This window comes from Micromonospora sp. SD19, assembly GCF_054462275.1.
Window position 1 is genome coordinate 142,308 of sequence record NZ_JBTLMN010000014.1, and the last position, 21,570, is coordinate 163,877.

Annotated in this window: 23 protein-coding genes; 16 read left to right on the forward strand and 7 right to left on the reverse strand. The window is 72.7% G+C overall.

The features are described 5' to 3' along the window. Positions 1-28 precede the first annotated feature (28 nt). The 3 genes from ACX27O_RS31205 (at position 29) to ACX27O_RS31215 (ending at position 4,023) form a co-directional block, all read left to right on the forward strand. A complete protein-coding gene (locus tag ACX27O_RS31205; protein WP_210866339.1) occupies positions 29-427 on the forward strand; it encodes an NUDIX hydrolase in 399 nt (132 codons plus the stop codon). A gap of 40 nt (positions 428-467) precedes the next feature. Further along, on the forward strand, positions 468-971 hold the full coding sequence (locus tag ACX27O_RS31210; RefSeq protein WP_210862486.1) for a DUF2267 domain-containing protein: 504 nt from the start codon (positions 468-470) through the stop codon (positions 969-971). 277 nt (positions 972-1,248) lie between these two features. Beyond that, a complete protein-coding gene (locus ACX27O_RS31215; protein WP_458940520.1) occupies positions 1,249-4,023 on the forward strand; it encodes an ABC transporter permease in 2,775 nt (924 codons plus the stop codon). Positions 4,024-4,056: 33 nt separating this feature from the next. On the opposite strand, the gene ACX27O_RS31220 is transcribed toward ACX27O_RS31215, so the two are convergent. Beyond that, entirely contained in the window at positions 4,057-5,295 is a 1,239-nt protein-coding gene (locus ACX27O_RS31220; protein ID WP_458940521.1) for a serine/threonine-protein kinase, read from the reverse strand. 26 nt (positions 5,296-5,321) lie between these two features. After that, positions 5,322-5,837: an NUDIX hydrolase gene (locus ACX27O_RS31225; protein ID WP_210866334.1), complete on the reverse strand. Its 516-nt coding sequence runs from the start codon at positions 5,835-5,837 to the stop codon at positions 5,322-5,324. 51 nt (positions 5,838-5,888) lie between these two features. Here ACX27O_RS31225 and ACX27O_RS31230 point away from each other — a divergent pair, with 51 nt between their 5' ends. Beyond that, entirely contained in the window at positions 5,889-6,380 is a 492-nt protein-coding gene (locus ACX27O_RS31230) for a type II toxin-antitoxin system PemK/MazF family toxin (RefSeq protein ID WP_030336385.1), read from the forward strand. Positions 6,381-6,461: 81 nt separating this feature from the next. Here ACX27O_RS31230 and ACX27O_RS31235 read toward each other — a convergent pair whose 3' ends face one another. Next, positions 6,462-7,106: a flavodoxin family protein gene (locus tag ACX27O_RS31235; protein ID WP_458940522.1), complete on the reverse strand. Its 645-nt coding sequence runs from the start codon at positions 7,104-7,106 to the stop codon at positions 6,462-6,464. A gap of 123 nt (positions 7,107-7,229) precedes the next feature. On the opposite strand from ACX27O_RS31235, the gene ACX27O_RS31240 reads away from it, so the two are divergent. Together ACX27O_RS31240 and rox are read left to right on the forward strand one after the other, a co-directional pair. Further along, positions 7,230-8,252 carry a phosphotransferase enzyme family protein gene (locus ACX27O_RS31240; RefSeq protein ID WP_458940523.1) on the forward strand — a complete coding sequence of 341 codons (1,023 nt, stop codon included), beginning with the start codon at positions 7,230-7,232 and terminating at the stop codon, positions 8,250-8,252. Positions 8,253-8,430: 178 nt separating this feature from the next. Next, complete coding sequence (gene rox / locus ACX27O_RS31245) at positions 8,431-9,858, forward strand: rifampin monooxygenase (protein WP_458940524.1); 1,428 nt, start codon at positions 8,431-8,433, stop codon at positions 9,856-9,858. 4 nt (positions 9,859-9,862) lie between these two features. Here the strand turns inward: rox and ACX27O_RS31250 are convergent, their stop codons facing one another. Then, the gene (locus tag ACX27O_RS31250) at positions 9,863-10,513 is read right to left on the reverse strand and encodes a GGDEF domain-containing protein (RefSeq protein ID WP_030336395.1); all 651 of its coding nucleotides are present in this window, start codon (positions 10,511-10,513) and stop codon (positions 9,863-9,865) included. Positions 10,514-10,777: 264 nt separating this feature from the next. On the opposite strand from ACX27O_RS31250, the gene ACX27O_RS31255 reads away from it, so the two are divergent. From ACX27O_RS31255 to ACX27O_RS31280, 6 genes are all read left to right on the forward strand, one after another. Continuing rightward, complete coding sequence (locus ACX27O_RS31255; protein WP_030336398.1) at positions 10,778-11,017, forward strand: DUF397 domain-containing protein; 240 nt, start codon at positions 10,778-10,780, stop codon at positions 11,015-11,017. Between the two features lie 134 nt (positions 11,018-11,151). After that, positions 11,152-12,039: a helix-turn-helix domain-containing protein gene (locus ACX27O_RS31260; protein ID WP_156057894.1), complete on the forward strand. Its 888-nt coding sequence runs from the start codon at positions 11,152-11,154 to the stop codon at positions 12,037-12,039. A gap of 136 nt (positions 12,040-12,175) precedes the next feature. Further along, complete coding sequence (locus ACX27O_RS31265; protein WP_458940525.1) at positions 12,176-13,219, forward strand: LacI family DNA-binding transcriptional regulator; 1,044 nt, start codon at positions 12,176-12,178, stop codon at positions 13,217-13,219. A 2-nt stretch (positions 13,220-13,221) separates the two neighbouring features. Then, a complete protein-coding gene (locus tag ACX27O_RS31270) occupies positions 13,222-13,425 on the forward strand; it encodes a hypothetical protein (RefSeq protein ID WP_030336406.1) in 204 nt (67 codons plus the stop codon). Between the two features lie 98 nt (positions 13,426-13,523). After that, a complete protein-coding gene (locus ACX27O_RS31275; protein ID WP_358130917.1) occupies positions 13,524-14,984 on the forward strand; it encodes a serine/threonine-protein kinase in 1,461 nt (486 codons plus the stop codon). 33 nt (positions 14,985-15,017) lie between these two features. Then, the gene (locus ACX27O_RS31280; RefSeq protein ID WP_030336412.1) at positions 15,018-15,659 is read left to right on the forward strand and encodes a histidine phosphatase family protein; all 642 of its coding nucleotides are present in this window, start codon (positions 15,018-15,020) and stop codon (positions 15,657-15,659) included. On the opposite strand, the gene ACX27O_RS31285 is transcribed toward ACX27O_RS31280, so the two are convergent. Genes ACX27O_RS31285 through ACX27O_RS31295 form a run of 3 tightly spaced genes read right to left on the reverse strand, consistent with a single transcriptional unit; the run spans position 15,649 to position 17,423 of the window. Further along, positions 15,649-16,170, reverse strand: a complete 522-nt coding sequence (locus ACX27O_RS31285; RefSeq protein ID WP_030336415.1) for a GNAT family N-acetyltransferase — start codon at positions 16,168-16,170, stop codon at positions 15,649-15,651. The two genes, ACX27O_RS31280 and ACX27O_RS31285, sit on opposite strands and share 11 nt — an antisense overlap. A 9-nt stretch (positions 16,171-16,179) precedes the next feature. Then, positions 16,180-16,680, reverse strand: a complete 501-nt coding sequence (locus ACX27O_RS31290) for a DinB family protein (protein ID WP_030336417.1) — start codon at positions 16,678-16,680, stop codon at positions 16,180-16,182. A gap of 44 nt (positions 16,681-16,724) precedes the next feature. Then, positions 16,725-17,423: a carbon-nitrogen hydrolase family protein gene (locus tag ACX27O_RS31295; RefSeq protein ID WP_030336419.1), complete on the reverse strand. Its 699-nt coding sequence runs from the start codon at positions 17,421-17,423 to the stop codon at positions 16,725-16,727. Between the two features lie 82 nt (positions 17,424-17,505). On the opposite strand from ACX27O_RS31295, the gene ACX27O_RS31300 reads away from it, so the two are divergent. The 4 genes from ACX27O_RS31300 to ACX27O_RS31315 all read left to right on the forward strand — a co-directional run bounded on the left by ACX27O_RS31300 (position 17,506) and on the right by ACX27O_RS31315 (position 21,568). Next, positions 17,506-18,288, forward strand: coding sequence for a DedA family protein (locus ACX27O_RS31300; protein ID WP_030336420.1), 783 nt, complete (start codon positions 17,506-17,508; stop codon positions 18,286-18,288). A gap of 127 nt (positions 18,289-18,415) precedes the next feature. After that, the gene (locus tag ACX27O_RS31305; RefSeq protein ID WP_030336422.1) at positions 18,416-19,570 is read left to right on the forward strand and encodes a sensor histidine kinase; all 1,155 of its coding nucleotides are present in this window, start codon (positions 18,416-18,418) and stop codon (positions 19,568-19,570) included. After that, the gene (locus ACX27O_RS31310; RefSeq protein WP_030336424.1) at positions 19,561-20,205 is read left to right on the forward strand and encodes a response regulator; all 645 of its coding nucleotides are present in this window, start codon (positions 19,561-19,563) and stop codon (positions 20,203-20,205) included. The genes ACX27O_RS31305 and ACX27O_RS31310 overlap by 10 nt, the downstream gene beginning before the upstream one ends. A 799-nt stretch (positions 20,206-21,004) precedes the next feature. Next, positions 21,005-21,568: a hypothetical protein gene (locus tag ACX27O_RS31315; protein ID WP_358131422.1), complete on the forward strand. Its 564-nt coding sequence runs from the start codon at positions 21,005-21,007 to the stop codon at positions 21,566-21,568. Positions 21,569-21,570: the final 2 nt, after the last annotated feature.

Below are 21,570 nucleotides of genomic sequence, written 5' to 3' on the forward strand. Positions count from 1 at the left end.
CCCGATCCCACCGGCCGGAAGGAGCGTCGTGCGCGAGATCGACAAGGTGGCCTGGATCCTCATCGAGGACGGCAGGGTGCTGAGCACCAGGTCGCAGGGGAAGGACGTCTGGTACCTGCCGGGTGGAAAACGCGAGCCCGGCGAGACCGACCTGGAGACCCTGCGCCGGGAGATCGACGAGGAGTTGAGCGTCGAGGTCGACGTGTCCGGCGCCGTGCACCTGGGCACCTTCACCGCTCAGGCACACAGCCACGCGACCGGCACCACAGTGCGGATGACCTGCTACCGAGCCGGCTACCAGGGCCGGCTTCGGCCGGCGAGCGAGATCGCCGAGATGGCCTGGCTCGGGTACGCCGACCGGCACCGCACCTCGGCGGTCGACCAGATCATCTTTGACCACCTGCTGGCCGAGGGGCTGCTGACCTAGCGCCAGTTTGTCGCGCCCGGCCAGGGGTAACCGCCCGAGCGTGACCGACGGCGACGGGTTCCCGTACTTCATCGACGCGGTGTCCAACCGGTCCGGCCTGCCGGCCGAGCAGGCCGCGGTGCTCGCCCGGGCCGTACTCCAGACCATTGCCGAACGGGTGATCGGCAGCGCGCCCGGCGACCTGGTGGGGCACCTACCGGACGAGGTCGGCGGCTACCTGAGCGGCCCAGCCCCGGATGCGGCCGGGACCGGCGGACCGACCCCGGATCCGGTGGTGCCCGTCGGCTCGGACCCCGGCATGGACGCGATCCACACCGGCGTGGGTCTGGATGTCGGCGGCGCCACCGCCGTTCCACCGCCGGACGCCGGCCCCGCCGAGTTCCTGCGGCTGGTGGGAGAGCGCGCCGGGGTGGACCCGGCCACCGCCCGGGCCGGAACCGGGGCCGTCTTCGCCACCCTGCGGTCGGCGATGACGGTACGGGAGTTCCGGGAGATGGTGGCGCGACTGCCGCGCGACGGCGGCGGCAGCCCCAAGTTCCCGTAGTCCGGCCCGTACCCGCCCTGACCGGCCCCTGCGGCGAGGTCCGCTCGCGTTGCACGGGGTTGATGGGTCAGCGCCGCGTTCGGTACTTTCGCCTCTCATGCCGAGCAGTGCGGGGGCAACGCGATGGCAGAGCTGTCTGGTCCGAGCGGGCAGAGCACCACCGGGTGGCCGACCGATCACGATTGGTCCGCCCGCACCCACGACGACCAGATCCGCTGACGCCGTGTGGCGAATGGTCCGGTCGCAGCTGCGGAACACTCCCGGCCGATCGCTGGCGATGTTCGCCGCTGTCCTGATGGCGACCACCGGTTTCACGGTGCTGACCGGTGCCGCGAGCACCTCCCGGCTGGTCGCGAGCGGTTCCGTCGACGGGCAGTTCCGGCCGTCGTACGACATTCTGGTGCACCCTGCGGCACCGGTCACCGGCCTGCTGCATCAGGACCGACCCACCGCGGCCTACGGCGGCATCGCGCTGGAGCAGTGGCGGCAGATCGAACAGGTCCCCGGCGTCGAGGTGGCCGCACCGCTGGCGGTCCTCGGAATCGCCGACATCCAACCCGACCTGCGGGTGGACGTGACAGAGCAGGTCGACCGGGCGGCCGAGCGGCAGGTCATCGAGATCGCCCGCCGGATCAGCGGGGACCGCGGACTGAGCACGGTGACGGCCGCGCCGGCCTACATCTACGTGTCCCGGCGGCCGCTGGTGCCGCTGGCCGACCTGAACAGTCAGGCGTTCATCTACGCCGACGGCACCCGGGTTCGCCAGCCCACGTCCGCCGCCGAGTGCCCCGGCACCGGTGGCGGCGGCCCGCTGGAGGTGCAGCCGGACGGCCGGCGTCGGCAGGTGTGCGACATCGCGGCGGGCAGCTTCGACCCGGACGCCCGGCGCACCCAGGTCAGCACCATCGAGGCGTACCAGTTGCTCCCCGACGGCACCTTCCGGCGTGCCTCCGTGTTCACCTCCGGCCGGCCGGCGTCAGTGGTGCCGGCGACCGCCCGGCTGGAGATCCAGCTGCCGTCGGTGGCACCGGCGGTGATCGCCGCGATCGATCCGGCGGCTGAGGCGCGCCTGGTCGGCCTCGATCAGGCGGTGCGTCAGGGCCGCTACCTGACCGGGGTCGACGCCGTCGCCTCGGCGGGCCGCGTCGCGGGGACTTCCGCCCTGCCGCCGAGCGGCCCGGCCGGCCGGACGCTGCCGGTGCTCGCCGCCGACACCCTCGCCGTGGACGAGCGGATGGACATCTCCGTGTCCCGGCTGACCGGCCGGGTCGCCGACCAGGTGCCCGGCACCGCGACGCAGGCGCTCTGGCCGCTGCTGAACGCCTCGGCAAAGGGGCCGTCGCAGGCGGCCCGGCACGACCTGGCGCGGCTCTACCGCGCCCGGCTCGATGCCGCAGTGGCCGAGCGCGCTCCACTCTCCGCCATGATGACCCTGCTCCGGCCTGGACCGCCGACCTACGCGCCGCAGCCGGACGGGAGCGACCAGCTGCTGCCCCGATCCGACGGGCCCGACGCGGCCGACCCGACGATCGACGACGCGTGGCGGGACTCGTGGCTCGCTACCGGCGGTGTCGCCACCGGGGATCCGGTGAGCCTGGTCGACCGGTCGGGGTGGTCGGTCGCCCCGGTGGGCAGTTTCACGCCCGACGCGCTCGAATCCGCCGCCGGCGCCGCGCAGCAGGCACTCGACCTCTACCGTCCGACCCCGCCGGTGGGTGCCGACGCGCGCTCGCGTGATCTGCTCGGCGACCGTCCACTGCTTGCCACAGACGACCCGCTCGGTTACCCGCGCCACCCGCCCAGCCTGGTGACCAGCCTGACCGCTGCCGGCGAGCTGTACGCGAGCGTCGCGCCGGCGTTGGCCGCCGCCCCGCTGAGTTCCGTGCGGATCCGGGTCGCCGGGATCGACCGGTTCGACGCGGTGGCCCGGGAGCGGGTCCGGATGGTGGCGGACGAGGTCGTACGGCAGACCGGCCTCACCGTCGAGGTGGTCCTGGGTGGATCGACGGTACGCAGTCCGGTGCTGCTACCCGCTGGCGAGTTCGGTCGCCCCGACCTGAACCTGGCGGAGGCGCGTACCCGCAAGGGTGTGGCGACCGAGATCGTCACCGCCGTCGATCGGAAGAACATCCTGCTGCTGGGGCTGCTGCTGGTGGTCTGCGTTCTGCTCGTCGGCAACGCGGTCTCCACGGCGGTTCGGGTCCGCAGACGCGAACTGGCCGTCCTGGCCTGCATCGGTTGGCCGGGCTGGCGGCTGAGCATGCTGATCCTCGCCGAGACCACGGCGCTCGGGCTGACGGCGGGCGTGCTCGGCGCCGGCCTGTCGGTGCTGCTCGGTCGGTTTGCCGGGGTGCAGGTCTCCGGTGCGGTGACACTGCTGTGCGTGCCGCTCGCGGTGCTGCTGACCGCGGCGGCCAGTGCCCTGCCCGCACTGCGGGCCGCCCGGACCCGGTCGGCGGAGGCGCTACACCCGAGCGTGACACCGGCCCGACGAGCCGCGGCGGGAAGCCTCGCCGGGCTCGCGGTGGCCAATCTCCGACGGGCACCCGCGCGTACGATCGCCGGCGCGACGAGCCTGGCGGCGGGCGTCGGCGCGGTGACGCTGATCCTGGCGGCGCTCTGGGCGTTCAACGACGGCATGGTGGGTTCGCTGCTCGGTGAGGCGGTCTCCGTGCAGGTGCGCGACGTGGATCTGGTGGCGGTCGGCGGGGTGCTGCTGGTCGGGGTGCTCGGCGTGGCCGACGTGCTGTACCTCAACGTGCGGGAACGCTCGGCGGAGTTCGCCACGCTCCAGGCCGTGGGCTGGCCCGACCTCACGCTCAACCGCCTCGTGGTCTACGAGGCGCTCGGCGTCGGCGCGCTCGGCTGCGTCCTCGGGGTAGCCGCCGGTCTCGGCTCGGTCGCCCTGCTGGTCGGCCGGGTGGACGGACGGCTGGCGCTGGTGGCGCTGGCCGTCACGGGGGCGGCGCTGTTGCTCACCGTGCTCACCGCGCTCGTGCCGGCGATCCTGATCCGACGGTTGCCGATCGCCGATCTCCTCGGCGAGCAGTGACGAGGACTCGGGCCACGGCTCGCCGCTCCGGGGTCACCGGTCGGCGGCGTCGGCCTCGGGCAGCTCCTCCGGCTCGCTGATCCAGGCGGAGAAGACCGGCACCGCGTGCCACGGTCCGGTGCCACCGTCGCCCCGGGTGTCGGTGGCGACCGCCACGACGGCGTACGGGTGACCGAAGCGCAGCTCGGCGGTGCGGGCGACGCCCTCCGGCGGCAGACTGGTCAGCCCGAACATCCCGGTCACCGCCGCCGCCTCGAAGCCGTACCGGCCGAACCGGGCCATCGCCGTCTGTCGCGCCTCGACGTTCTCGATCGGCAGCGCCAACGTCTTCGCCACTGTTGCCGACGCGGCCGGGAAACCGAGCGCCGCAGCGGTCAGGTCGTGCTCGCTGTGGGCCGACCAGCAGGGGAGTACGGCGTGGTGTCGCTCCTCGCGGCCGCCGGCGGCCCGGGTGCGTACCCGCTGCTCGGTGACCGTCCACAGGGGAGTATCGCCGAGCGGCAGGTCGAACAGGGATCGGCTGTCGGCCGGTTGCGCGCCGTCGGCCGCGCCGGCGCTGAGGTCGTACGCGACGGCCAGCACGTCGGCCGGCGGCACCTGCGGCGCGGCGGCCACCGAGACCACCACCAGCCCCGCGCCGTCGGTCGTCCGGGCCGGCGCGGCGTGCACGATCACGTCACCGGCCCGCGCGGTGGTGACGATGGCACACCGGTGGCCCTGGCTCGGGCTGCGCAGCGCCCGCCGCAACTGGCCGGCCCACGGGCTGCCGGCGCCGAGTGCGCGGGCGTCGGCGACGTCGAACGGGGTGGCCCAGGACACCCGGGTGGCCAACGCGCTGGCCAGGGCCAGCACCACGTCCGGCCCGACCCGCAGGGGGAACGCCTCGATCAGGCCGAGGGTGTGCTCACGCGCCCAGGCGTCCAACCCGGCCTGGTCGGGCAGGACGCCGACGGCGGTGGTGGTGGGCAGCGCGGCCCGCCACGCGGCCGGCCCGTTGACCTGCCCCGGCCGGTGCCAGAGCGCGGTGGCGGCCCCGACCAGCGGGTGCGGCGCGTCCAGCAGGGTTCGGGCGACCTCGGCGGCGTCCGCCGGGTCGGTGCCCAGGGCGTGCGTCAGGTCCCTGGTGGCCGGGTCGGAGGTGCCCGCCGCAGCGGCGCAGACCGCGAGCAACAACCAGGCTCCGAGCGGGGACGCGACGTGATGCCGGTCGCCGATCGTCGCGTGCAGCCGTGCGGCGTACGCGGAGAGGGGCCCGTGCAGCGCTGTCGTCATGCCCCTACTCTGCCCGCCGGCCTGGCTCACGACCACAGCTCGAACGGCTCGTCGATCTCCGTGCCGGCGAGGAACGGGGTGATCAGCCGAGGGAGCTGCCCGGGGTAGAACCGTTCCCGGCTGGCCACCACCTCGGGCAACGGCCACCAGCGGAAGCCGAAGTAGTCCTCCCGCTCGTAGTCGAGCCGGTGCGTCTCGTCCACGTCCGGGCCGGGGCCGGCCAGTCGGACGGCGACGACAACCTCGTCCTGCAGGTGCCGTACCTGGCGGTGCAGGAAGCTGGCCCGGCGCCGCCAGGTCGGCGCGCCCACCTGGTCGGCGCTGATCACGATGCCGGTCTCCTCCCGCAGCTCCCGCACCGCCGTGTCGCGATGGGTCTCACCGGGATCCATGCCGCCGCCCGGCAGCTCCCACCAGGTGCCCAACCGGGGGTGGTCCGGGTCCCGGGTGTGGAACAGCAGGACCCGTTCGGTGCCGTCGGTGACCACCAGCCGCACCGCACGTCGCTCAAGGATCGGCAGGTCGCGGGGGAGCTCGTCCATCGGGCCAGTCTGTCGCACCCGCCCGCCACGGCGGCGGGTAGGCTGCCCGCCGTGGCTGGTCTGTTGAGGAATGTCGCGGCGCGTATCTCCCGGGTGGGTGCGGTGATCCCGTCGCCCCGGCGTACCGGGCCGGCGCCCGCGCAGGTGGCTCGCCGTCGTCAGGTGAGCGCGTTGCAGCGTCGGGAGCTGACCTACGCCCCGGAGCGCGACGGTCAGGCCGACCCGGGCGAGATCGTCTGGACGTGGGTGCCGTACGAGGACGACCCCCGGCAGGGCAAGGACCGGCCGGTGCTGGTCGTCGGGCGCCACAGCCGGACCCTGTTCGGGCTGATGCTGTCCAGCCAGAGCGAGCGCGACGGGCAGCGGCACTGGTTCGCGCTCGGGCCGGGGGAGTGGGACCGCGACAACCGGCCGAGCTGGGTCCGGCTGGACCGGGTGCTCACCATGCGCGAGGACAGCATCCGCCGGGAGGGCGCCGTGTTGGACCGGCCCCGGTTCGACCGGGTCGGGCAGGCGTTGCGCGCCGGCTACGGCTGGCGCTGACCGCGCCGGGTCCGGCCGGGGCGGATCGGTAGCGAGCCGCGCGCCGGGCTTCCCCAGCGGTGGGGCACCTGGCGGTGAGGTCTATTCGCGGCTCGGGCCGACCCCGGCACCCTTCGCGTCCGGCGGCGGGTAGGGCTGGTCGGCGAGGAGCCGGGCCAGGTGTGCGGTGTTGAGCGCCAAAGCCTTGGTGGTGCGGCCGGTGGTGTCGGGCTTGGGGCCGGCGTCGCGGTAGTCCACTGTGTCCAGCGCCTCGCCGACCCAGTAGGTCGCGGCGGCGGCGGCAATGGTGAACCCGACCTCGTTGAGTGCCTGCTGCACCTCGCCGATAGTGTGGTGGGCGCCGTCCTCGTTGCCGACCACGGCGACGCCGGCCACCTTGCCGTAGGTGCGGAGGCGGCCCTTGGCGTCGGTCTCGGAGAGTTCGGCGTCGAGGCGTTCGAGGACCATCTTGCAGACGCTGGAGGGCTGACCGAGCCAGATCGGCGTGGCGATGATCAGCACCTGGGCTGCCATCAGTTTGGCGCGGATGGCCGGCCAACCGTCGCCGTCGCCCTCGTCCGTGGACACCCCGAAACGCACATCGTGATCGACTACCCGGATCATTTCGCCCTCCACGCCCTGCGTGGCCAACTCGGCGAGCACTTCCCGACCGAGCTGCTCGGCGCTCGACGGCGCGGGCGACGGTTTGAGGGTGCAGTTGAGTACGAGGGCGCGGATGGTCGCCACGTCGGTTCCTCTCGGCGGTCGTAGCTGGTGCCGGTATCCCATACCCGGATAGGACGCCTCAGAACACCCCGGCGACCGGCAAAACCGCTGGGTCGGTGGCCGGAGCGCTGGCATGGTGTCCGCATGGAGCAGGACGACGCGCGGCAGGTGGCCGAACAGGTACGAACGGGCTTCGGCCTGCACCTGTCCACGATGGAGCGGGTCACCTCCGGCGCTGACCTGCATGCCCGACTGTGGCTGGCTCAGGCCGCCGACGGCTGTCGGTACGCGGTCAAGCTGAGCGGTGGCGGCACCCCGGCCGGCCTGGACGTGACGGCGTACCTGGCCGGACAGGGGGTGCCGGGCATCGCCGCGCCGCTGCGGTCCGTCGGCGGACGGCTGTCCATCGACCACGACGGCCGCCGCCTCTCGGTGGTGCCGTGGGTCTCCGACCAGCGGGCGCTCGACGGCCCGATGACCGACGCGCACTGGCGGGCGTACGGCGAGGTGCTGGCCGCCGTGCACGCGGTGCCGGTGACCGAGGAGCTCAGCCGGTTGCTGCCGACGGGCGGGGCGGCGTACCCCTCGATCGTGACCGCGACCCGGGCGGTGGCCGAGCGGCTGCGCGACCCGGACCCGGGCGATCTCGCGGACCCGCTGGTCGCGGACCTGGTGGGGGTGTGGTCAGCGGTGGCGGACCGGCTGCGGTTCGTGACCCGCGAGGTCGAGCGCCGCGCGGCCGAGCAGCGCGACCGGCCCGGCTCGCACGTCGTCTGCCACGGTGACCCGCACCTGGGCAACCTGCTGCTCGGCGCGGACGGGCAGGTCTGGCTGATCGACTGGGACGACGCGGTGCTCGCCCCGCCCGAGTGCGACCTGATGTTCGTGCTCGGCGGGGTGCTCGCCTTCGCACCGATCACTCCCGACCAGCAGCGGGCCGTGCTCGCCGGCTACGGCACGACCGAGGTCGACAGGGCGCGCCTGGCCTGGTTCCTCGCGGTCCGCGCGCTCGACGACCTCAGCGACTGGACCCGGCAGGCGTTGGACCTCGACGCCGAGGCGGCCGACCGGAGCCGCGCGGCGCGGATCGTGCGTGGGCTGGTGTCACCGGTGGGCCTGGTCAGCCTCGCCGACACGGCGTTGCGCGACCTTGACCGACAGCGCTGAGCGCCGGGCAGGTCGACTACGGCGGGCACGTCGGCTACGCGGGCAAAAAGGAGAGCAAAGAGCGAACACGCTCCCTGCCACCTCCAACGTATATCGCACCCCTGGCCTTGCGGCAAGACCCGGGTGGTGCAGCAGAATCTCCAGCCGACGCCCAAATCTGGGAAAATCGGGGGATTCCATGATCGATGTGATCATTGCTGGCGGTGGGCCGACCGGCTTGATGCTGGCCAGCGAGTTGCGACTGCACGGGTTGCACGTGCTGGTGCTGGAGAAGGAGACCGAGCCGACGAGCCACGTGCGCGCGCTCGGCCTGCACGCACGCAGCATCGAGGTGCTGGACCAGCGAGGTTTGCTGGAGCGGTTCCTCGCGGTCGGGCAGCAGCACCCGGTCGGGGGCTTCTTCGCCGCGATCTCCAAGCCGTCGCCGGGCGGGCTGGACACCGCGCACGGGTACGTCCTCGGCATCCCGCAGACCGTCACCGATCGCCTGCTGAGCGAGCACGCCAGCGAGGTCGGCGCCGAGATCCGGCGCGGCAGCGAACTGGTCGGACTGAGCCAGGACGACAGCGGGGTGACGGTGCGGCTGGCCGATGGCACCCAGCTGCGTGCCCGCTACCTCGTCGGCTGCGACGGCGGTCGCAGCACCGTACGCGGGCTGCTCGGCGTCGGCTTTCCCGGCGAGCCCAGCAGCGTCGAGACCCTGCTCGGTGAGATGGAGGTGGGGGTGCCGCCGGAGGCGGTGGCCGAGGTGGTGGCCGAGGTCCGCAGGACCCATCTCCGATTCGGTCTCGGGCCCCTCGGGGAGGGGGTGTACCGCGTCGTCGTCCCGGCCGAGGGGGTGGTCGAGGACCGCACGGTGCCGCCGACCATCGAGGACTTCAAACGCCAACTGCTGGTGTACGCGGGCACCGACTTCGGCGTGCACTCACCGCGCTGGCTCTCCCGCTTCGGTGACGCCACCCGGCTGGCCGAGCGGTACCGGGTCGGCCGGGTGCTGCTGGCCGGCGACGCGGCGCACATCCACCCGCCGACCGGTGGGCAGGGGCTCAACCTCGGCATCCAGGACGCGTTCAACCTCGGTTGGAAGCTGGCCGCCGAGATCGCCGGCTGGGCGCCGCAGGGGCTGCTGGACAGCTACCACAGCGAACGTCATCCGGTGGCCGAGGACGTCCTGACCAACACCCGGGCGCAGATGCTGCTGCTCTCACCGGAGCCGGGGCCCCGCTCGGTGCGCCGACTGTTGTCCGAGCTGATGGACTTCGACGACGTCAACCGGTACCTGATTGAGAAGGTCACCGCGATCGGGGTCCGCTACGACTTCGGCGAGGGCCACGACATGCTCGGTCGTCACCTGCGTGACGTACGGCTGAAGCGCGGGCGTCTCTACGAGCTGATGCACCGGGGCCGCGGCCTGCTGCTCGACCAGACCGGTCAGCTCTCGGTCGCCGGTTGGGCGGAGCGGGTCGACCACGTCGTCGATGTCAGCGAGGAGTTGGACGTGCCCGCGGTGCTGCTACGGCCGGACGGCCACGTGGCGTGGGCCGGCGACGATCAGAGCGACCTGCTTGGCCAGCTGTCCAGGTGGTTCGGCGCGCCGGTCGCCTGAACGGTCAGCGCTCGGTGAGGAACGCGCTGTCGACCAGTTGGCGGGGCGACCGGGCGCCCCCGAGGCTCTTGGCCTGGTACATGGCCGCGTCGGCGCGGCTGAGCGCGTCGGTGAGCTGGGCCGGGCCGGTCACCGGGGCCAGCCCGACGGAGGCGGTGACCCGGACGCTGCACCCGCTCAGCCGGATCGGCGCGGCGACGGTCTCGCTGAGCCGGCGGGTCGAGTGCTCGATCCAGCGGCGGTCGACGGTGGGGCTGGAGAGCAGACCGGCGAACTCGTCGCCGCCGAGGCGGGCCACGAGGTTGTCCCCGGCGAAGCCGGCGAGCCGCTCGGCCACACTGATCAGCACCTGGTCGCCGGCGGCGTGCCCGTACCGGTCGTTGATCTGCTTGAAGTCGTCCAGGTCGAGCACCACGGCGATCAGCGGCTGGCCGGCGGCGTCGGTGAGCAGGGCGGCAGCCAGGCGGTAGAAGGCGCGTCGGTTGGGCAGCCCGGTGAGCGGGTCGTGGCTGGCGGCGTGCCGCTCGGCGGCCAACTCGGCCTGGAGGTGGCTGATCTCGGCCTCGGCGCGCACCGCGCGGCGGCGTAGTTGCCAGGAGGAGAGCAGCGCGCCGGCCGCGCAGACGCCGGAGGCGACACTCATCGGATCCGGCACGAACCCTCCCATCGCCGCGACCGCCTCCAGCCTTCGGTTGACGCGGCGCGCCGCGTCAGGCCCAGTTTTGCCTGATCGTTGCCCGTGTGGGGGTAACACAAAGTGAACGGATGGGCACCGATCATGTGCGTTATCATGCTCGCCGTCGGATGCAGATGCAATAGCAGATGCACGTGCAGAACCGTCCAATGTCGATACCGCACCCCCTCGCCGTTACCGCTCCTCCCACGGCCACCGGCGGGCTCGTAACAGAAAGACGCCTCCATGCATCAGCCACCCAATGGCGTACCGATCCCTCAGTTGCCCCCGCTGAGCTGGCAGAAGAGCCGCCGCAGCAATCCCAGCGGCAACTGCGTCGAACTCGCCGAGCTGCCCGGGGGAGCGGGCATAGCGGTCCGCAACTCACGACACCCGGAGGGGCCGGCCCTGATCTACACAGTGGACGAGATCGCCGCCTTCGTTCTCGGCGCGCGGGACGGTGACTTCGACCACCTGATCAACTGACCGTCGGTTGTCCCGGCGACGGGACTTATTCACCGACGTGGAGGAGTTCATCTCACTGTCGGTCCATGGCATGCTTACACGTCGGCCGGGCCGGGGCGCCCGGCCGCCGTGGGTCGGTGTCCGGAGGTCCGCACGTGACGATGGTTCCCGCCGAGGGTGGCCCGACAACCGGGCCGACCGTGCTGCGCATGCTGCTCGGCGCCCAACTGCGCCGCCTCCGGGAGTCCAGCGGGGTGACCCGGGAGGGCGCCGGTTGGGAGATCCGCTCCTCCGAATCCAAGATCAGCCGGATGGAGCTGGGCCGGGTCGGCTTCAAGGAGCGCGACGTCGCCGACCTGTTGACGCTCTACGGCGTCACCGACGAGCACGAGCGCGACGCCCTGCTCAAGCTCGCGCGGGACGCGAACAGCCCCGGCTGGTGGCACCGCTACGGCGACGTGTTGCCGTCCTGGTTCCAGTCGTACCTGGGCCTGGAGGCCGCCGCCGCGCTGATCCGTAGCTACGAGGTGCAGTTCGTGCCCGGCCTGTTGCAGACCCCGGAATACGCCCGGGCGGTGGTGCTGCTGGGGCACGGGACGGCCGGTCCCGGCGAGATCGACAGGCGCGTCGCGTTGCGGATGCAGCGTCAGCAGCTGCTGCACCGGGAGAATCCGCCGCAGCTCTGGGCCGTGGTGGACGAGGCGGCGCTGCGCCGGCCCATCGGTGGCACCGAGGTCATGCGCGGTCAGCTCACCGCGCTCATCGAGGCGACCAAGTCGCCCCACATCCGACTCCAGGTGATCCCGTTCGCCGCCGGCGGTCACGCCGCCGCCGGGGGCGCCTTCACCATCCTGCGCTTCGGCGACCAGGAGCTGCCCGACATCGTCTACATCGAACAGCTCACCAGCGCCATCTACCTCGACAAGCGCGACGACCTGGATTACTACGCGGTGGCGATGGAACGGCTCTGTGTCGAGGCCGAGCCGCCGGAGCGTACGGCGGAGATCCTCGACCGGCTGCTGGACGACACGTACCCCGTCTGATCCTCCGCCGCGCCGGCCCCGCGGGCGGGGTCCCTCAGTTCACGTATTGACCGACGCCGACCGGTCGGGCTAGTCTCTGTATCGATACAGACTGGATCGATACAGAGAGGTGCCGGTGAAGCCAACACTGCAAGCCGTGGCCGACGCCGTCGGCGTCTCCCGCAGCACCGTGTCCAACGCCTACAGCCGCCCCGACCAGCTCTCCGCCGCCCTGCGCGAGCGGATCCTGGACGCCGCCCGGCAACTCGGCTACCCCGGCCCCAACCCCACCGCGCGCTCCCTGCGTCGAGGCTTCGTCGGGTCGATCGGGGTGCTGTTCACCTCGCAACTGTCGTACGCCTTCACCGACCCGTTCGCGGTCCGCTTCCTCGCCGGTGTCGGCGCGGCGGCCGAGCGGCACGGCACGAGCATGCTGCTGGTGCCGCTGCCGCCGGCGGTGACCGACGCCCGGCGGGCGGTGGAGAACGCCGCCGTCGACGGGTTCTGCGTCTACTGCGTCGCCGACGAGGAATGGGCGTTGGACGTCATCCGTCACCGCGGGCTGCCGTACGTCAGCACGGCGCCCCGCGACAACGCCGGCGCTGACGAACGGTACGTCGGCATCGACGAGCGGGCCGCCGCGCGCAGTGCCGCCGCGCACGTCGCCGGGCGCGGGCACCGGCGGGTGGCGTTGCTCGCCGACTCCGTGCTGCCCGACGCGCCGGCCGGCCCGCTCACCGTGGCCGGGGTCGACCAGGTGCCGCATCCGACCACCCGGGGCCGGCTCGCCGGGTTCGCCGACGCCTTCGCCGAGGTCGGCGTCGGCTGGGCGGAGTTGACAGTCGTCAACGCGCCCGGCAACAGCCGCAAAGCGGCGGCGGCGGCCATCGCCGAACTCTTCGACCAACCCGCACCGCCGACCGCCGTGCTGGCCGGCTCCGACGTCCTCGCGCTCGGTGTGCTGGACGCCCTGGCCGCGCGGCCGGCCCATGATCGTCCAACCGTCTCGGTGACCGGCTTCGACGACGTCCCCGAGGCCGCCGCGGCCGGTCTCACCACCGTCCGGCAACCGGCCGAGGAGAAGGGCCGGATCGCCGCCGAACTCCTGCTCGACCCGCCCGCGGACCCCGCGGCCGGTCACGTGTTGCTGCCCACCGCACTCGTCGTCCGGGACTCCACCGGACCTGTCCCGAGGAGTTGACCATGGAACTGCCCACCGGATACGTCACCGCGCTCGACGCCATGAACCGGCACGTCAACTCGGCCCGACCGGACGCCCCGGTCCAGGTCGAACACCCCCGCCGGGCACTGCTCGCGCCGACCCGGGTGGCCACCGCCCTCGCCCTGCGCCGGCTCGCCGACCGCATCCAACCGCGACCGCTGCCGGGCACCCCGCGCTGCTCCTGACCCGAACCAACCCCATTCCGGTACGCACGGGACGATCAGTACGGGTTCGGGCACGCAGAGTGGTCGACAGCGGCGTTGCCAGGCAGACTGGGGAAGCCATGTCTCCGCTCCGGCCCACCCTCCGCCTCCACGACCGCTACGTGCTGCACGAGCGGATCGGTCTCGGTGGCATGTCCGAGGTGTGGCGTGGCGACGACGAGGTGCTCGGGCGGCCGGTGGCGATCAAGGTGCTCGCCGGGCAGTTCGCCACCGACCCGCAGCTGCGGGCCACCATCCAACGCGAGGCCCGCGCGGCCGCCCGGCTGACCCACCCCCACGTCACCCAGGTGTACGACTACGCCGAGGCGACCCTGGCCGACGGCGTCGTCGTGCCGTACCTGGTGATGGAGCTGGTCGACGGTCACAACCTGGCTGACCGGCTACGGTCCGGGCCGATGCCCTGGCCGGAGGCCGTCCGGATGGCCGGGCAGATCGCCGCCGCGCTGGCCGCCGCGCACCGCATCGGCGTCGTGCACCGCGACGTCAAGCCCGGCAACGTCATGCTCACCGACACCGGCGCCAAGGTGCTCGACTTCGGCATCGCCGCGCTCGGCGGCCTCGACAGCCAGTCCGGCGAACCGGTGATGGGCACCCCCGCCTACTTCGCCCCGGAACGGCTCACCGCCGGCCCACCCGACCCGGCGAGCGACGTGTACGCCGTCGGCGCGCTGCTCTACCGCACCCTCACCGGGCAGGCGCCACTGCCCGTGCAGAGCTGGGAAGACGCCCTGGAGGTGCACCGGCGGGGCACCCCGGTGCCGCCGCTGCGGGTGCCCGGCCTCCCCGCCGACATCGCCCAGCTGACCGTCGCCTGCCTGGCCGCCAACCCGGCCGACCGGCCGAGCGCCGCGCAGCTGGCCCGCCGCTTCGGCGCCGGTCAGCCGGTCGAGCCGCCCACCGAGCTGCTGCGCGTCCGGCCGGCCGCCCACCCGCCCACCCTGATCGACCGGTCGGTTCTGGCGCGCCCCGTCCCGGCTCCCGCCGTGCCGGCTCGACGTCGACAGCGTCGGCCCCTCGCCGCGCTCGTCGCGGCCGTGCTGGCCGTGCTGGTCGGCGTCGGCGCCCTGTTCGCGCAGAATCCGTTCGACAACCCGGGCACACCCGACCCGGCAGAGATCGCCGAGGCGCCCTCGACCTCCGCGCCGGCCCCCGCGCCCACGACGCAGTCGCCGACGCCGGCCGCACCGTCCACGCCGTCCGTGCCCCCCGCCAGCACCGCACCGCCGACGGGCGGGCAGCAGATACCGGTCAGCTTCCGGGAGGTGACCAGCGAGTTCGCCGCCGTCCTCGCCACCGCCGTCGCCCGCGGCGACGTCGACCCGAAGACCGCCGAAGACCTGCGCGACGACCTCGCCGACCTCAACCGCCGCACCAGGGACCGCGCCAAGCGCGTCGACGACCTGCGGGACCGCATCGCCGAGTTGGTACGACGAGACCGCCTACCAGCGCAGACGGGCGCGAAGCTGGACGCTCTGCTCACCCAGGCGGGCGGCTCCTCCTTCGGCCGTACGGACGACTGATACCTCCGTCGATACCGCTGGCATGATGTCCCGATGCGGACACGTCTGATCTTCGTGCGACACGGCGAGTCGGTCCACCAGCTCGAAGGAATCGTCGGTGGGCCGCGTGGTTGTCGGGGCCTCACCGCCCTCGGCCACGAGCAGGCACACCACCTGGCCAACCGGCTCACCGGTGAGGTCGCCGCCGACGGGCCGGTGGCGGTCTACTCGTCGGTGCTGCGCAGGGCCGTCGAGACCGCGCAGCCGATCGGTGCGGCGTTCGGCGTCCGGCCCGTGGCCGACTGTGGTCTCTGCACCTGGCACACACCCCCGTACGCCGACGGCCTGCCGACCGCCCTCTTCCGCACCGACCACGCGGTGGCGGGCGGCGGCGTGTTCCGTCCGTTCGAGGAGGGCAACGAGAGCTGGGCCGAACTGGTGGTCCGCGTCAGCCGCGCGATCATGGAGATCGCCCACCGGCACCGGGGCTCCACAGTGGTTCTGGTCGGCCACAGCGAGACCGTCGAGGGCGCGTTCCACGCGCTCGGCGCGCAGCCGGTCTTCCGGGCGTTCGACCTGGACGTGCCCCCGGCCTCGATCACCGAGTGGACCACCGACCACGACCCCGGCGGGTGGCCACCGGCCCGCTGGACGCTGCGTCGTTTCGGCGACAACGGCCGGTGGGCTAGAGCGTGATCCAGTACCGCCGTGCGGAACCGGGTTCGGTGTCCCGGATCTCCTCGGGGACGCCGCCGTGGTGCTCGATCGTCGCCGCCGACGCGACGTTGTCCGCCGCGCAGACCAGCAGCACCCGACCCAGCCCGAGGGCCCGGGCCGTACCGAGCATCCGGCCCAGTGCCCACGTCGCCAGCCCACGCCGACGCGCGGACGGCCGGATGCCGTAACCGATGTGGCCCGCGACCCGCAACAGGCGGTCGTCGGGCCGGTGGCGAAGCGCGATCCCGCCGAGCACCCGGTCGTCCTCGACGATCCACCGGTACGTGCACACCGGGCCGGCGTCCGGCCGTTTCCCCGGGTCGGACTGGTCGGCCAGCCGGGTCACCCAGGCCGCGAAACCCTCCGGCGAGCGCACCTCATCTGTCGACCGCAGCCCGAACCCGTCCTCGTGCGGGCCAGGACCCCACTCGTCGTGGGCCGCCAACCAGGGGGCGTGCAGGCGGACGGTCGGTGCGACCAACTCGGGCATGCGTCGAGGCTATTCGGCGTTCACGATCTGCTCACGCAGGATCTCCGCGTGCCCGCAGTGCTGCGCCAGCTCCCGCAGCACGTGCAGGTACACCCAGCGCAGCGGCAACGGGCCACGGCGGTTGCCGCGAAGCACGTCGTCGAGGCCCAGGCCGGACGTGGCCCGGCGGGAGGCTTCGCAGGCTTCCCGGTGCGCGCGCTGGATGCTGGCGATCGTGTCGCCGTCATCGAGGATGAACGACTCGTCCGGCGTGGCGGGGATGCCGATCTCCGAGCGGGGTCGACACGTGACGGCCTCGTCGAACCAGACCTTCTCCACGAACGCGGCGTGCTTGACCAGGCCCAGCAACGTGGTCCGGGACGCCACCAACGAGCGGCGCGCCTGCTCCTCGGTCAACCCGTCCAGACAGCCGTTGAGCGCCCTGCGGTGCTCGTCGATGAACGCCTCGAACTGCGTCTGCGCTGACTGGCCGACGACATCATCGGCGAAGGTACCCGGGAAGGCGGTCATTCCCGAAGCATTACAAGGTCATCGCCGGTGCGCAAACACATTGGTCAGCCGATGCTGACGCTGACCGACCCGCCCGGGTCGGTGCCCGCGCGGGCGAAGACCCTGCCGTCCGGCGTCCAGACGCCCGAGCGCCCGGCCGCCTCACGGAAACCGCCGCCGGTCGACCCGGCGAAGCTCGCCACCGCCACCCAGACCCGGTGCGCGGTGGCGATCCGGTGCGCCCGCTGGTCCGTCACGGCGGCGTCGCGGGCGGACTCCAGGACGCCCCCCGCGTACACGTCGATCCCGAGCGCCGCGGTCCGCGCCGCGTGCGCGACCACGCCGGTGTCCTTGCAGATCGCCAAACCCACCCGCCAACCGTCCACATCGAGCACGGCCGGCGCACCGCCGGGCCGGAACCGGCGGGCTTCCGCGTCCCCCAGCCACATCTTCCGGTACGCCACCGTCGCACCGCCGCCGGTCACCGCCAGCATCGCGATGTGCTCGCCCGCGACCGGCGCACCGACCAGGGCCAGCGCGTTCGTCTCGGCGCACGCCTCGACCAGTGGCGTCAACAGCGGGTCGTCGACCGACACGACCGGCGCGTCCAACTCGTACCCGGTCAGCGACAGCTCCGGAAAGACCACCAACCGGGCACCCGCCGCGCGGACCGCGGCGGCGTGCGCCCGCGCGTTTGCCGCGACATCCAGGGGTACGCACAGCGGCTGCACCACCGCGAGCCGTAACGGGGTGCGGCTTTCCACACCCCCACCGGTGCGGTCGCCCCGCGCAGCCGGGCGGTCGGCCTCATGGTCGGTTCTCAGGATGACTTCGTAACGTGGGCGCATGATTCGAACGTCCCACGCCGTGTTCGCCACCGGAACCCCCGCCGCCGCAGCGGAACCACCGCAGGACGGGATCGTCGGCTACGTCACTGACCTGGTGGAACGACTCGGCGGGCCCGGTGCCGGCCTGGCGGTGGCGTTGGAGAACCTCTTCCCGCCGATCCCCAGTGAGGTGATCCTGCCGCTGGCCGGGTTCGTCGCCGCGCAGGGCCGGATGAGCCTCTTCGGTGCGATTTTCTGGACCACGCTGGGCTCGGTGCTGGGCGCGCTCGCGCTCTACCTGATCGGCGCGGCGCTGGGACGCGATCGCATGCGCGCCATCGTGGCCCGGCTTCCCCTGGTGAAGCTCAGCGACGTGGACCGGACCGAGGCGTGGTTCCTGCGGCACGGCGTGAAGGCCGTCTTCTTCGGCCGGATGATCCCGATCTTCCGGAGCCTGATCTCCATTCCGGCCGGCGTGGAGCGGATGCCGGTGAGCACATTCCTGCTCTACACCACCCTGGGCAGCCTGATCTGGAACACCACCTTCGTGCTCGCCGGCTACCTGCTCGGCGACAACTGGCACCTCGTCGAGGGCTACGTCGGCACGCTCCAGAAAGTGGTGATCGTGGTCTGCGTGGCGGCGGCGGCCTGGTTCGTCGGGTCCCGCGTGCTGCGCGCCCGCCGCGCCGCCCGCAACCCCGAGCCGACCGAACCCGAGCAGAGCGCACTGAACGGGGTGCCCGACCCGGGTGGTCGCGGCACGCTCTACCGCAGCGGATCGTGGGCCTCCGACGAGCGCTAGTCAGCGCCACTGGTGTCTCTGCTCCTTGCCTTCGCTCGGCTGCCCTGATGCGCCAGCCGGGGCACTTCGCGGGCGCGGCAGGTGATGCGTACCGTGCGGAACCGGCTCGGCCCGAAAGGCGGATGAGATGGCGGCGCAACAGCGAACCGGCAGGTGGTGGCTTCGACTGCCGGTCGGCGTCGCCGCCGGAACCGCGACGGCCGCCGTCGAGTTCGTCTTCCTCGTCGTCGCGGCCGTCGCGTTCACCGGGTGCGCGTTCGCGCCGGCCGCCGGCCGTCGGATCACCGGCCTGACCAGCAGGTACGCGGGATGGCTGGTGCGGATGGAACATCGCCGCCTCGTCGGACTGCTCGCCGCGGCGGATCTGCCCGCGCCGAACGCCGTGGCGACCCGTCGCCAGGTCGGCTACCTGGCCGCCCGACTGCTTCCCGGCACGCTCGGCCTGCTGGCGTACGCAGTGCTCGGCGTCGGCGTGGTGCTCGCCGGGATCGTGCTGACCGCGGCGGTGCGCGGAGAGCTGACAGTCCTCGACGCCGTGTCCCAGATCGCCGTCGGGGCGGTGTTGCTACTGCTCAACGGTCAGGCCGTCGCCAGCATCGCCGCACTGGACGTCCGGCTGGCCCACCGACTGCTCGGCCCGGGAAGCCGAGCGGAGCTGACCCGGCGGGTCCACGAGCTGACCACCAGCCGGGCCGGGGTCATCTCCGCCGTCGACGCCGAACGGCAGCGCATCGAACGCGACCTGCACGACGGCCTCCAACAGCGGCTGGTCGCCCTCGGCATGCTGCTCGGCCGCGCCCGGCGTACCCGCGACACCGACCGCACACACGCACTGCTCCTCCAGGCGCACGAGGACGTGCAGCGCGCCATCGAGGAGTTGCGCCAGGTGGCGTGGCGCGTCTACCCGTCGGCGCTCGACGGCGGCGATCTGGGCGAGGTGCTGACCATCGTCACCCGCGGCTCAGAGGTGCCGGTGCGGATCCGGTACGAGCTACCCGTCCGCCCCCAGCGGCAGACTGAGACGGTGCTGTACTTCGTGGCCTGCGAGGCGCTCACCAACGCCGCGAAACACGCCGCCGCTAACCTGGTCACCGTCGAGATCGGCGTACAGGATGGGTGGATCCGGATGCGCGTGCACGACGACGGCGTCGGCGGCGCCGACCCGACCGGGCGCGGATTGTCCGGGCTGGTGCGGCGGGTCGCCGCGCTGGACGGCCGGCTGACGGTCACCAGCCCGGCCGGCGGTCCGACGACGGTGCTGACGGAGTTGCCGTGCGACTAGTCCTCGCCGAAGACTCGACGCTGCTCCGGGAGGGTCTGACCCGGCTGCTCGCCGACGAGGACCACGAGGTGCTCGCGGCGGTCGGGACCGCCGCCCACCTGGTCGAGGCGGTCGAACGGTCCCGTCCCGACGTGGTCGTCACCGATGTCCGGATGCCACCCACCCACACCGATGACGGGCTGCGGGCCGCACTGGAGATCCGTCGCCGGTGGCCCGACACCGGCGTCCTCGTGCTCTCCCAGTACGTGGAGCGGCGGTACGCCGGGCGGCTGCTCGCGGATCGCCCCGAGGGGGTCGGCTACCTGCTCAAGGACCGGGTCGCCCAGGTGGACGACTTCCTCGACGCACTCGACCGGGTCGCCGCCGGCGGCACCGCCCTCGACCCGGAGGTGGTCCGTCAGGTGGTGGCCGGCTCGGAGCGGCCCGAACCGCTCGGTCGGCTCACCCCCCGGGAACGGGATGTGCTGCACGAGATGGCCCAGGGGCACACCAACCTCGCCATCGCCCAACGGCTGCACGTGTCGCAGAGCGCGGTCGAGAAGCACGTCAACGCCATCTTCGACAAACTCGACCTGGCCCACACAACCGGCTACAGCCGGCGGATCCTCGCCATCCTGCGCTACCTGGACACCTGACCCACCCCGCACCGAACGCCGCCCGCAACGGAACCGAGCCCCGTGGCCAGCGCTTTGCGCCGGCCCATGGCCGGCTGGCGGGGCCGGTGCGCCGGTCCGTGCCGGCATGCGGAGCCAGGCCGGCCGTGGGTGGGCCGGGCCGCCATGATCGACTCGGGTTTCATGAAGTCGGGGTGTCCCGGCGTCCCGGATGCCCCGGTTTCCGGGAACCCGAGTGGATCACGGCTGTGCGGGCCGGTTCGGCGCCGTGGGGCCGTTGTCGTGTGGGTGGTGTGTCGGGTTGTGGGTGTTTGTGGGTGGTGACGGGGCGCACCCGCAGGCGGGAATCGTGGCCGGGCCGGGGTCGTTACACACCCTGACGATCGCAGCACCACCTCCCGCCGCCCGGTCTTCACGGGCGCGGGATCCGAGGTCCGGCAGGGTGGAATGCCCCCCCCGCCACCCGGTCGTTATGGTCCCCACGACCGACCGCAGGCACCGCCGTGATGGGGGTGCCGACAGGTTGGGCCACCGGGGAATGACCCCGGCCCCCGGTCGTTAAGGTCCCCGCGATCGACCGCAGGCATCGCCTCCACCTGGGTGCCGACGGGTTGGGCCACCCCCGGAATGACCCCGGCCCTCCGGTCGTTACACCTGGACCCCGGCGCCACGAGCCCCGCGCCCGTGAAGTCGCCGACCGACGCCCCTAAAGGCGTCACCCCCAGACTTTCCCCTTGTTATGTGCAGCGCCGGACGAGGTGCTCACACCCGTGCGTCCCCCGACGTATGGGTGTTCCTTACCCCCGAAGGAGCTACCCCCATGAACACGATCTTCCGTAAGAGCATGCTGTCCGTTGCTGGTCTCGCGTTCGCCGGTGGTGTCTTCGCCGGCCCGATCGCCGCCCACGCCAACCCGGCCGTGGACGCCAAGCCCGCCGCCGCAGCGGTGGCGGTGCAGGCGGCGAAGCCGCAGGGCGAGCAGTCGCACATCTCCTTGAACGACGAGCAGACCGCCAACGTCAAGGCGATCATCGCGGCCACGAAGAAGGCCGGCCTGCCCGAACGCGCCGCGGTCATCTCGATCGCGACGAGCCTGCAGGAGTCGAAGCTGGAGAACCTGGGCCACCTCGGCGATATGAACGACCATGACTCGCTGGGCCTGTTCCAGCAGCGCCCGAGCTCGGGTTGGGGCACGCCGGAGCAGATCACCGATCCTGAGTACTCCACGACCGCGTTCCTGAAGGGTCTGAAGCAGGTTGACGGGTGGCAGGACATGCCGCTGACCGTGGCCGCGCAGACGGTGCAGGTGTCGGCGTACCCGGACGCCTACGCCCAGTGGGAGCAGCAGGCCACCGACCTCGTCGCCCAGCACTGGAACAGCTGACC